This is a genomic window from Blautia sp. JLR.GB0024, assembly GCF_037000545.1.
Taxonomy (GTDB): Bacteria; Bacillota; Clostridia; order Lachnospirales; family Lachnospiraceae; genus Blautia; species Blautia celeris.
On sequence record NZ_JBANBF010000014.1, the window covers coordinates 1 to 12309 of the forward strand.

Genomic DNA, 12309 nt, shown 5'->3' on the forward strand with positions numbered 1-12309 from the left:
TAATACAAAAGGGGGAAATGAAAAATGAACAAGGCACAGCGTGTAAAAGCAGTTATGAACCGGGAAGAGACAGATTATATACCGGCTGGTTTCTGGTTCCATTACAAACCGGATTTTACCGTGGAGGAAATGATCGGGGAACACTTAAAACTCTATCGGGAAACGGATATGGATGTGATAAAGATCATGCAGGATTATGCTTACCCGGTAACCGGTGAGATACACTGCGCCGATGACTGGTTTCACATCGGTATCAGGGGAACGGACAGTAAAGAACTGAAAAAAATGACAGAGGTTATCCGGGGCATCAGAGAGCAGGCAGGCGATGATGTGCTGCTTTTCCAGACAATGTTCGGGCCTTTCAAAGCGGCATCCATAGCCTTTGGGGATGATGTACTCATGAAGTACAGCAAGGAGGCACCGGAGGCAGTCAGAGCGGGCATTCAAAAACTGGCAGACGGGCTTGAAGCGTGGGCAGAAGCATATCTGGATGCGGGAGCTGACGGTATTTATTACTCCGCACAGTATGGTGAGGAAGGGAGATTTACGAAAGAAGAGTGGGAACAACTGGTACGGCCCTTTGATTTACAGATTTTACAAGCAGCGGATAGAAAAAAGGATAAGTATAATATTCTGCATATCTGCGGGGAGCCGGAATATGCGTTCAAAACACATGTGGACTGGTTTTATGACTATCCGGCAGACCTGGTAAACTGGTCCGTAAAAGACAATGGATACAGCCTTAAAAAGGGCAGGGAGAACTTCTCATGTGCTATTCTCGGCGGCCTGAACAACAAGGGAAATATTCTCAAAGGACCGAAAGAAGAGATACGAAAAGAAGTACAGACAGTGCTTGAAGACTTCGGAACAAAGGGCATTATGATAGGTGCGGACTGTACCATACAGGGGGAAGGCATCCGTCTTGACTATATCAGGGAAGCCGTGGAAGCAGCACATACATACAGAAAAGGAGATGAGTGATTATGAAGAAGAAATTAGCGGTTTTATTGTGTACAGCAATGGCTGTTTCCAGCCTGGCAGGCTGCAGCAGCGGCGCGAAAGATCCAGGTAAGGACCAGGAGAAAACCAAAAAGGAAGACACTCAGGACAAGACTGAAGGAAAAGAGGATGGCAAAGATGTGCTGACACTTGAATTTTTCCAGCAGAAGTCAGAGGAAGCAGCCCAGGTAGGGTACCAGAATATCATAGACAAATTCAATGAACAGAACCCGGATATCAAGATTGAGATGAACACAGTACCCGATGCACCTACAGTATTAACCTCCCGTGTTGCATCCGGTGATATCCCTGTGATTTTCACAGACTTCCCTACACAGCTTCAGTTCCATCAGAAGGTGGCTAACGGATATGTACAGGATTTATCAGAACAGGAATTTTTGAAAAATGTGGAGCAGTCAGCCCTGGATATGACGAAGCAGGAGGATGGAAAATACTATGCGCTTCCCTTCAGCCGAAACTATATGGGGGTTTGGTACAATATGACGATCTTTAAGGAAAACAACCTGGAAATTCCGAAAACATGGGAAGAGTTCGTCAGTGTATGCAACACATTAAAGGAAAAGGGAGTAACACCGCTGGGACTTCACGGAAAAGACCCGGGACGTGTAGGCCATACCTTCCAGTGCTGCACCGTTGCCTTTGATCCGGAGGGTGTGGAGACCATTGAGAAGACAGTTGCCGGGGAAGGTAAGATTGAAGGTGACGAGGGCTTTCAGAAGGTTGCGGAAAAGATGCTTACCCTGCTGGATTACAGCAATGAGGATGCCCTTGCCCTTTCGGATATGCAGTGCTATGAGAACTTTGCCAATGGACAGTATGCTATGTGCATCACAGGCTCTTATGCCCGCGGTACCATTATGATTGCCAATCCTGATTTGAAGCTGGGCGTCTTCCCTCTTCCAAATGACACGAGAGAGACTACAAATACTTTATCCGGTATTGACGCAGCAGTCTGTATTTCAGCCAAGGCATCCGAGGAGGAAAAGGCAGGTGCCTACAGATTTCTGGAGTTTTTGGCACAGCCGGAAAATGCACAGCTTTTCTGCGACGCTGAGGGTGCGCCTTCCTGTATCACAGGTGTGGTCCATAAGGATGAGGGAGTACAGCCAATGCTGGAACTGATTTCCGACGGACAGGTACATGACTGGATGGCATCCACCATTGACAATAATGTGGTGACAGACCTTTACAATGTGACCCAGGGCTTCTGGAGTGAGAAAAATGTGGACAATTATCTGAAGCAAATGGATGAATCCATTGCGATCACATCTGCGGAATAAGTAAGGCGGAATATGCAGAGGAAACGGCAGTGCCGGCATCGGCCTGCCGTTTTATTACTAAAATCATGAAAAACAGAAGGGGGTTGACAAAATGGATACAAAATGGAAGAAAAAGGGCTCCGGAAAATGGATATATTTTGGGTTTACACTGATTCCGGTGGCTCTTTACAGTTTCTTCTATGTATACTCCGTGATAAATGGCGTCCGCTACAGTTTTACAGACTGGGATGGGATGTCCACTACGTTTCATATTGTAGGGTTTAAGAATTATATATCCCTGTTTAAAAATCCGAATTTCTGGGGTTCCTTAAAAACTACGGTCTGCTACAGTATTCTTTTGGTGGCGGGAGTGGTAACGCTTTCTCTGGCGCTTTCTTTATCACTTAATTCACTGAAAAAATTTAGAACATTTACAAAATCTGTATTTTTTGTCCCTGCCATGATCGGGGGAATCACGATCGCCCTTATCTGGGACCAGCTTTTTTACAGAGTGGTTCCGCTGGTAGGGCAGGCACTTGGAATCGGATGGCTTTCACAGAGCCTTCTCATGACGGGAAAAACAGCTCTCCCCGCAGTGGTTTTTGTACATATCTGGCAGGCTGTGGCACTTCCGACGGTGATCTTTGTGGCGGGTCTGCAGCAGATTCCTGACGAGCAGTATGAGTCTGCAAAAATGGATGGGGCCACACCCTTTCAGCGGTTCCGGTTCGTGACATTTCCGTATCTGGTGCCTACACTGACTGTCAATCTGGTTTTGATGATCAAACAGGGATTTACCTCCTTTGACTTCCCATTTGCGTTGACAGGAGGAGGTCCGGTGCGGTCTACAGAGGTAATTGGCATCCTTATTTACAATGATGCCTTTAAGAACATGCGGTTTTCCATGGCAAACGCAGAGGCCTGTGTGCTCTTTTTGGTTGTGGCTGTCTTTTCCCTGACACAGTTAAAGCTTACCAGTAAAGGAGGCGTCCACGAATGAAATTAGAAAAAGAAGGTATGGGATGGATTATCCTGCGAAATCTATTGATCCTTATGGGGCTGTTCCTCATTTTGTTTCCTCTGTATCTGGTTGTCATCAACTCTTTTAAGACACTGGAGGAGGCAGGAAAAGATTTCTTTGCCCTGCCGTCAGGACTGAATCTGCACAATTTTAAGGAGCTGTTCCAAAATAATAATTACTGGGTATTCGCGAAGAATTCGCTGATCATTTCTGCGGTATCCGTGGGGCTTATCCTGGTTTTGGTACCCTCTGTATCCTATGCTATTGCCAGGAATTTTAACGGGAAATACTACAAAGGCGTGTACTATTATCTGCTTATGGGACTCTTCATTCCTTCTCAGGTCATCATGCTTCCGGTCACAAAACTCATGACAAATCTGAACATGCTGAACCGTCAGGGGCTGATCTTACTCTACGCCGCCTACAGTCTGACACAGGGAGTATTCCTGTTTGTGAACTACATCAGAGGGCTGCCTTTTGAGATTGAAGAGTCTGCTTATATGGATGGATGTAACGTTTTCCAGACTTATATCAGGATTGTAATTCCCCTGGTGAAACCTATGCTTGCCACACTTTTGATTATGGATCTTCTGTGGATTTGGAATGACTTTATGCTTCCGCTGCTTATCTTAAACCGTTCCAAGGATATCTGGACTCTTCCCTTATTCCAGTATAATTTTAAGACGGAATATTCTTTTAATTATACCATGGCATTTACGGCATACCTTATGTCTATGCTCCCTATGCTGATCGTCTACTGTATGGGACAAAAACACATTATAAAAGGTTTGACAGCCGGTTCTGTAAAAGGGTAAACTTTTTTTAACGGCAGCAGCCGGAGGAATGTTTTTAGCCGCCGGAAAGAGGGGATACGCAGATGATGAAAATACTGATTGCAGAGGACGAGATTTATGCCAGAAAATCCATGAAAAAACAGATATTGGAGTTGGATTTCGGACGGGAATTTCAGATCCTGGAGGCTCAGAACGGGGAACAGGGGCTGGCGCTTTTCAGGCAGGAAGAGCCTGATCTGGTATTTACAGATATCCGTATGCCCAGAATGGACGGCCTGGAACTGCTCAGGGAGATAAAGAGAGAGGACCCGGAGGCGAAGGTGATCATGGTCAGCGCTTATGCTGATTTTGAGTACGCCAAATCAGCCATAAAGTTCGGAGCCGAGGGGTATCTTCTGAAGCCAATAGAGGATGCGGAGCTGGAAGAATTTCTGATGAAATTCAGACAGCAGAGCACAAGAAAAAAAGAACAGGCCATGTTCTTGGGAAAGGATATGGTGACCAGATTTATAGCCCAGAGTGTGCAGGAAGAGGAAACCGGAAAAGATTTGCTGGCAGAGCGGATGTTCGGTAAAGTCTTCTGGAGATATCAGGTTCTGGTACTCTGGTTTTCAGGGAGAAGGTATCCTGAGCGGGAGGAATTTATGCTCTGGCTCCACAATATATACGGGCAGGAGGTCTGGACTGCCTTTCGTCTGATAGAGCTCGAGAAGGGCATATGGATGATCGTTATGGGGGCAGACGGACAGAGCCGCTTTAGGCAGAAGCGTATTATACAGAAACTTCTGGAAGAGAAGTATGACTGTTACCTGGGAATCAGCGCAGAAAATCAGGCGCCGGGGGAATTGAAAAATGCCCTTGCACAGGCGACTGCAGCGTTGGAAAACAGGATTTACAGTGATGAACATCTGTTGGAGTACAGTGTGATCACTGATATAAAGGCAGTAAAATATGAAATGACAGAGGAACAGAAGAATTTCCTGCAGATTTCTCTGGAGAGAAAGAGCAGGGACAGGATACAATCCGCGTTAGATGAGATTTTCCGTGATATGGAGGAAAGAGGGAGGATTCATGTGGACAGTCTGGAAATCTTCCTGGCTCAGGCTGCTGTGCTGATTCATCAGGCGGCAGGCAGACCCATACCAAGGCTGCGTCTCATGGATTTTTCCAGTATGGGAGATATGAAGCAGAGACTCCTGGAGACCGCGGAGGAATACTGTGCCTGTAATGGGGAGGGCCAGTCTTCCAAGGGGGAAGATATCATCCTTGGAATGAAAGCGTATGCGCAGAAGAATTATTATATGGATATCTCGGTCAAAATGCTGGCGGAAAAGGTGTTTTTTATGAATGCAGCTTATTTGAGCCATCTCTTCGCAGAGAAGACAGGCATCAGTTATTCTGCATATATCCGCCGGATTAGAGTGGAAAAAGCAAGAGAATTTCTGGAGAAGGATACTTACTCTATCACAGATATCGGATCTATGGTCGGGTATAATGATACTTCCCGGTTTATACAGATATTTAAGCAGGAGACAGGGATGACACCAAAGAAGTACAGGGGTCAGAACCCGGACAGAAATTGATGGAGGACAGAAAATGGAGGAGAGCAGAAGGGTGTTTTACCAGAGTCTGCTGCACCGGGAGATAGCGCCGGCACTGGGATGTACCGAACCTGCAGCGGCTGCGTTGACTGCGGCCTGTGCCGCAGCATGCCTGGGAGAGACACCGGAGGAAATCTCGGTAAAGACAAGTCAGTATATACTCAAGAATGCCATGAATGTGGGAATTCCGGGTATAGGTATGACGGGACTTGATATTGCTGTGGCATTGGGGGCATTGTCGGCCTGCCCCGAAAAAGAACTTATGATCTTAAGCGGTATCGGCCCGGAGGAAAAAAGGCAGGCAAAAGCCTTGGCAGAACAGGGAAAAGTCAGGATAGAACTGGCTTCTACAGAGGAGAAAGTTTACATAGAAGTAACCGTTCGGGCGGGCAGCCATATGGCAAAGGCTATTACAGCAGAGACACATAAGAACATAGTTTATGTGGAAAAAGACGGCAGGGTCTGTTATCAGAAAGAGAGAAAATTAGGAAAGGCAGAAGAAACAGCAGAGGAGCCATATACGGTTACTCTGGAAGAAATTCTGGATTTTTCTGAACATGCAGTTTTTAAAAAGCTGGAATTTTTAAGAGAAGTCATGCAGATCAACCGGGAGATAGCCCTGGAAGGCATCAGCCATAAGTATGGACTTCAGGTGGGAAAAAATCTCATGGACGGCACAGAAAACGGACTTGTGGGACAGGACGCTGCCAATTATGCAGCAGCTATGACAGCGGCTGCCGCGGATGCCAGAATGGCCGGTTGTGAAAAACCTGTGATGAGCGCAGCCGGCAGCGGCAACCAGGGGCTTACGGCTACGATTCCAATTGCTGCGATTGGCGAGAAGCTGGGAATAGAGGAGGAGAAAATCCTGCGCGCGCTGGCCCTGAGTATCCTGCTCACAGTACATACCAAGCATTATCTGGGAAGGCTCTCCGTGCTGTGCGGATGTTCCATTTCCTCAGCCATGGGTGTGGCCTGCGGCATTGTCTTTATGCTGGGCGGGACTTATGCACAGATGACCTGGGCAATCAACAGTATGGTGGCAGATATTTCCGGTGTTGTCTGTGACGGGGCAAAGCCAGGCTGTGCACTTAAAATAGCTACGGCAGTCCAGTCCGCTGTGCGGGCGGCCAACATGGCACTGAATGGGAGCGGAGCGGACAGCCATGACGGAATCGTCCATGTCAATGCAGAAAAGACGTTGGAAAATCTGGGGATTCTGGGCAATTCAGGCATGAAGGATGCGAACCGGATCATACTTGATCTGATGCTGGAAAAGCAGAAGACATAAGGAGGATACTGTGAGAAATATGGCAACAGACAGGGAGCTGGAAGCGTGGCTTTCAGAAAAAGAAAATGCCATGGTGGAGGATATTGCCGCCCTGGTGGAAATACCCAGCATCTCCGGGGAGTCAGAGGGCAGCGCACCTTACGGAAGAGCCTGTCGGGAGGTACTTTTAAAGATATTGGAAATAGGAAGCAGATGGGGCTTTTCCTGCCGCTCTTTTGAAGATAAATGTGCGGTGATCCAATATGGAACAGGTACAAAAACGATCGGGATCTGGGGCCATCTGGACGTGGTCCCGGAGGGGACGGGATGGCTGTATCCGCCCTTTTCCTGCAGCAGGGAAGGGGATATTCTCATAGGCAGAGGTGTGCAGGATAATAAGGGACCGGTGGTGGCCTGTATGTACGCAATGGGGTATCTGAAGGAAAAGGGAATGGTTCCCAGAGTGACATTTCTGCAGATATTGGGATGCAGGGAGGAGGTAGATATGGAGGATGTTGTTTCATATTTAAATGAGAATCCAGCCCCGGACATGTCCTTTGTGACAGACTGTGCCTTTCCTGTGTGTTATGGGGAAAAGGGAATCTGCAGGGTGGAATTTGCCTCAGAAAAACTGGAAGGAAACATGATTCTCTCAGGCGGAAACGCCGTAAACAGCATCCCGGCATATGCAAAGGCTGAGCTTCGGCTTTTAGGAGGAAGAAAAAAAGAAATTTGGGCTGAGGGGATTTCCGGTCACGCAGCATTTCCTCAGGGGGCCCAAAATGCCCTGGGGATTCTGGCAGAGAAGATATACAGTGAGGATAAGAACTTATCTGTACTCTCAGAAAAGGAAAGAGCAGTTCTGGAATTTCTGGATAAAGCCTGTGCGGACGGTTTTGGAAGAGAACTTAACATAGACTGTGCAGATGAATTTTCCGGTGCGCTTACCGCATCCGGTACGGTTGTAAGAATGGAGGAAGAAAGGGCAGTCCTTGATATGGACATTCGCTATCCCATCACTGCAAAAGCAGAGAAGATTCTTGAACAATTGGGAAGAACTGCAGGAGAATACGGGTTTTCCATCCGCAGTTTTAAGGATGATCCGCCTTCTTATGTGGACAAGAATACGCCGTTTGTCACCTGTCTGACCAATGCCTACGAGGAAATCGTAAAGGATGGAAAAAAGCCGTACGTCATGGGCGGGGGGACATATGCCAGAAAGATTCCGAATGCAGTGGGATTTGGCCCGGGGCTTCAGTCTGACTGGGAAAAAGCAGGACTGCCAAAAGGCCATGGAAGCTGTCACAGTGCGGATGAGGCCCAGTCACTCAGCAGTCTGAAAACGGCAGTGCGGATTTATGTGAAAGCTTTACAAAATTTAAATGAACTGTAAAGGAAAGAACACGCAGACAGAATAGTTACAAGAAAACAAAAATATCCGGTGAGGATAAAAGCAGAGAAAGGGGAAGAAAAATGAAAAAAATAGAGATTGGAAAAGGAAAAATAAGCGCGTCGGAAATAGGGCTGGGCTGTATGAGAATCACCGGCCTGCCTTCTGTAAAGGAAGTCAGAGGCCTTATTGATACCGCTGTGGACTGCGGAATCAATTTTTTTGATCATGCAGACATATATGCAGGGGGAGAGGCCGAACGAATTTTTGGTCAGGCTGTAGACGCGGGGCTGAGAGAGAAGATTTTCATTCAGACCAAATGTGCTATCCGCCCAGGTATCTGTTATGATTTTTCCAAAAAACATATTTTGGAATCCGTTGACAAAAGCCTTGCCCGCCTTAACACGGATTATATTGATATCCTGCTGCTGCACCGCCCCGATACGCTCATGGAGCCGGAAGAGGTGGCAGAGGCATTTGACATTTTGGAAAGAGCGGGAAAAGTGCGCTATTTTGGGGTCAGCAACCAGAATGCCATGCAGATTGAACTTCTGAATCATTACTGCGGCAAAAAGATTTTAATAGATCAGCTCCAGTTCAGCATTGCCCATTGTGACATTATTGATTCCGGGATCAATGTTAATGTGCACAATGATGCCGGTGCCAACAGGGACGGCAGTGTGCTGGAATACTGCCGTCTGAAGGATATCACCATTCAGGCGTGGTCACCCTTCCAGTACGGAATGTTTGAGGGGGTCTTTTTAAACAGTGATAAATATCCGGAACTGAACCGTCTGATCGGCGAACTTGCCGAGAAGTATCAGGTGACCGGCAATGCCATTGCAGTTGCCTGGATCCTTCGTCATCCCGCCGGGATACAGACCATTGTGGGCAGTACCAGCAGGGAGCGTATACAGGGAATCTGCCGGGCATCCGATGTGCGTCTCACCAGAGAAGAGTGGTATGCTTTGTATATGGCTGCCGGAAAACAGCTTCCGTAAGCACAGACAGTCCGAAATGACGAATTTCGGACCGCTTTTCCCATAAAAACATGGGAAACCCCCAATTTTCATGATTTTTACCATTCTTACTTGACTAATATTCCCAAAATGATTAAAATAGGTTGTGTGCGGGCTTTGCCCGCCGGCGTGATACGGCAGAGGGGGATACGCTTCTCTGTACAAGTCATACAACTACTTTTAGGAGGAATGTTCAAAATGGCAAAATGGGTTTACTTATTTAGTGAAGGAAACGCCAACATGAGAAACCTGCTCGGTGGTAAAGGTGCCAACCTGGCAGAAATGACCAACTTAGGTATGCCGATTCCGCAGGGCTTCACTGTAACAACTGAAGCTTGTACAAACTATTACGACAATGGCAAAAAAATCTCTGAAGAAATCCAGGGTCAGATTTTTGAGGCTCTGACAGAACTGGAAAAAATTCAGGGAAAGAAATTTGGAGATAATGAAGATCCGTTACTGGTATCTGTACGTTCTGGTGCGAGAGCATCTATGCCTGGTATGATGGATACCATCCTGAACCTGGGTCTGAACGACATCGCAGTGGAAGGTTTTGCTAAAAAAACCGGAAACCCGAGATTCGCATATGATTCCTACAGACGTTTTATCCAGATGTACTCTGACGTAGTTATGGAAGTGCCGAAATCTTTCTTTGAAAAAATCATTGATGAAGTAAAAGAAGCAAAAGGCGTTCAGTACGATACAGAGTTAACTGTAGATGATTTAAAAGAGCTGGTGCAGAGATTCAAAGCTATCTACTCTGAGGAGATGAATGGTGAAGAATTCCCGCAGGATCCGAAGGAGCAGTTACTGGGAGCAGTAAAAGCTGTATTCCGTTCCTGGGACAACCCGCGTGCTATTGTATACCGCCGTATGAACGACATCCCGGGAGACTGGGGAACAGCCGTTAACGTACAGGCAATGGTATTCGGTAACATGGGCGAGACATCCGGTACAGGTGTTGCGTTTACACGTAACCCATCCACAGGTGAAAAAGGTATCTATGGTGAGTACCTGATCAACGCTCAGGGTGAAGACGTTGTTGCCGGTGTTCGTACACCGCAGCCAATCAGCAAACTGGCAGAAGACCTGCCGAAATGCTACAAACAGTTCATGGAACTGGCTATGAAACTGGAAAACCATTACCGCGATATGCAGGATATGGAATTCACAATTCAGGAAGGAAAACTGTACTTCCTGCAGACACGTAACGGTAAGAGAACTGCTCCGGCAGCTATCCAGATCGCCTGCGACCTGGTAGACGAAGGCATGATCACACCGGAAGAGGCAGTTTGCCGTATTGAAGCAAAATCCCTGGATCAGTTACTGCATCCTACCTTTAATGCAGATGCATTAAAAGCAGGCGAAGTGATCGGTTCCGCTCTGCCGGCATCTCCTGGTGCTGCAGCAGGTAAAGTTTACTTCACAGCTGACGAAGCAAAAGCTGCTCACGAAGCTGGCGAAAGAGTTATCCTGGTTCGTCTGGAGACATCTCCGGAAGATATCGAGGGTATGCACGCTGCTCAGGGTATCCTGACTGTACGTGGTGGTATGACTTCTCACGCAGCCGTAGTTGCACGTGGTATGGGAACATGCTGTGTATCCGGTTGTGGAGAGATCAAGATCAACGAAGAAGAGAAATGGTTTACATTAGGCGGATATACATTCAAAGAAGGAGATTACATCTCCCTGGATGGAACATCCGGTAAAATCTATAAAGGTGATATCCAGACAGAGGAAGCTTCTGTAGGCGGAAACTTCGGCCGCATCATGAGATGGGCTGACCAGTTCCGTAAACTGCAGGTTCGTACCAATGCAGATACACCGGTTGATACAGAAAATGCTGTAAAACTGGGTGCAGAAGGTATCGGACTTTGCCGTACAGAGCATATGTTCTTTGAGCCGGATCGTATTCCGAAGATTCGTAAGATGATCCTGTCTGACAATGTAGAAGCAAGAGAAGCAGCCCTGAATGAGCTGATTCCTTTCCAGAAAGCAGACTTCAAGGCTATGTATAAAGCTCTGAGAGGACGCCCGATGACTGTTCGTTACTTAGATCCGCCGCTTCATGAGTTCGTTCCGACAGATCCGGAAGACATCAAAGCACTGGCTGACGATATGGGTCTGACAGCAGAAGAAGTACAGGCTAAGTGTGATGAACTGCACGAGTTCAACCCAATGATGGGTCATCGTGGATGCCGTCTGGCTGTTACCTATCCGGAAATTGCCAAGATGCAGACAAGAGCCGTGATCGAAGCTGCTATCGAAGTAAAAGAAGAGATGGGATATGATATCGTTCCGGAGATCATGATTCCGTTAGTAGGCGAGAAGAAAGAGCTGAAATTCGTGAAAGATGTTGTTGTTGCAACAGCAGAGGAAGTTATGAAAGAGAAAGGCGAATACATCAACTACCATGTAGGAACTATGATCGAGATTCCTCGTGCAGCTCTGACAGCAGATGAGATCGCTGAGGAAGCAGAATTCTTCTCCTTCGGTACCAACGACTTAACTCAGATGACATTCGGTTTCTCCCGTGATGACGCTGGTAAGTTCTTAGGTTCCTACTACAGCAACAAGATTTACGAATCTGACCCATTTGCAAAACTGGATCAGACAGGTGTAGGCCAGTTAGTACAGATGGCTGCAGAAAAAGGACGTAAGACAAACCCGACTCTGAAAATGGGTATCTGCGGCGAGCACGGCGGAGATCCGTCTTCCGTAGAGTTCTGCCACAAAGTGGGTCTGAACTACGTTTCCTGCTCACCGTTCCGTGTGCCGATCGCAAGACTTGCAGCAGCACAGGCAGCGCTGAATAATAAATAATCTATTTTGCCAATAGAATAAATGTACGCGAAAGCGTATTGTGTCCAAGCAGAGGCTCCCCCGTATGAAAATGCGGGGGAGTTATTTCATGTCAGTAAGAGAACAGGAATCA

The 12309-nt window shown here is 47.1% G+C and carries 9 protein-coding genes; all 9 read left to right on the forward strand.

Annotated elements, in window-relative coordinates:
- The first annotated feature begins 24 nt into the window (after positions 1 to 24).
- The 9 genes from V8Q34_RS22200 to ppdK all read left to right on the forward strand — a co-directional run bounded on the left by V8Q34_RS22200 (position 25) and on the right by ppdK (position 12197).
- Entirely contained in the window at positions 25 to 981 is a 957-nt protein-coding gene (locus V8Q34_RS22200) for a uroporphyrinogen decarboxylase family protein (RefSeq protein WP_335836338.1), read from the forward strand.
- A 2-nt stretch (positions 982 to 983) separates the two neighbouring features.
- Positions 984 to 2300, forward strand: coding sequence for an ABC transporter substrate-binding protein (locus V8Q34_RS22205; RefSeq protein WP_335836339.1), 1317 nt, complete (start codon positions 984 to 986; stop codon positions 2298 to 2300).
- A 91-nt stretch (positions 2301 to 2391) separates the two neighbouring features.
- A complete protein-coding gene (locus V8Q34_RS22210; protein ID WP_033139307.1) occupies positions 2392 to 3279 on the forward strand; it encodes a carbohydrate ABC transporter permease in 888 nt (295 codons plus the stop codon).
- Positions 3276 to 4115 (forward strand): carbohydrate ABC transporter permease, encoded by an 840-nt coding sequence (locus V8Q34_RS22215; RefSeq protein WP_033139308.1) that lies wholly within the window; start codon positions 3276 to 3278, stop codon positions 4113 to 4115. Before V8Q34_RS22210 ends, V8Q34_RS22215 begins: the two co-directional genes overlap by 4 nt.
- A gap of 62 nt (positions 4116 to 4177) precedes the next feature.
- Positions 4178 to 5677 (forward strand): response regulator transcription factor, encoded by a 1500-nt coding sequence (locus V8Q34_RS22220; RefSeq protein WP_335836340.1) that lies wholly within the window; start codon positions 4178 to 4180, stop codon positions 5675 to 5677.
- A gap of 13 nt (positions 5678 to 5690) precedes the next feature.
- On the forward strand, positions 5691 to 6986 hold the full coding sequence (locus V8Q34_RS22225) for an L-cysteine desulfidase family protein (protein ID WP_244806905.1): 1296 nt from the start codon (positions 5691 to 5693) through the stop codon (positions 6984 to 6986).
- Positions 6987 to 7005: 19 nt separating this feature from the next.
- Entirely contained in the window at positions 7006 to 8358 is a 1353-nt protein-coding gene (locus tag V8Q34_RS22230) for a Sapep family Mn(2+)-dependent dipeptidase (protein ID WP_033139330.1), read from the forward strand.
- 80 nt (positions 8359 to 8438) lie between these two features.
- Positions 8439 to 9356, forward strand: coding sequence for an aldo/keto reductase (locus V8Q34_RS22235; RefSeq protein ID WP_033139311.1), 918 nt, complete (start codon positions 8439 to 8441; stop codon positions 9354 to 9356).
- A 216-nt stretch (positions 9357 to 9572) separates the two neighbouring features.
- Complete coding sequence (gene ppdK / locus V8Q34_RS22240) at positions 9573 to 12197, forward strand: pyruvate, phosphate dikinase (protein ID WP_033139312.1); 2625 nt, start codon at positions 9573 to 9575, stop codon at positions 12195 to 12197.
- Positions 12198 to 12309: the final 112 nt, after the last annotated feature.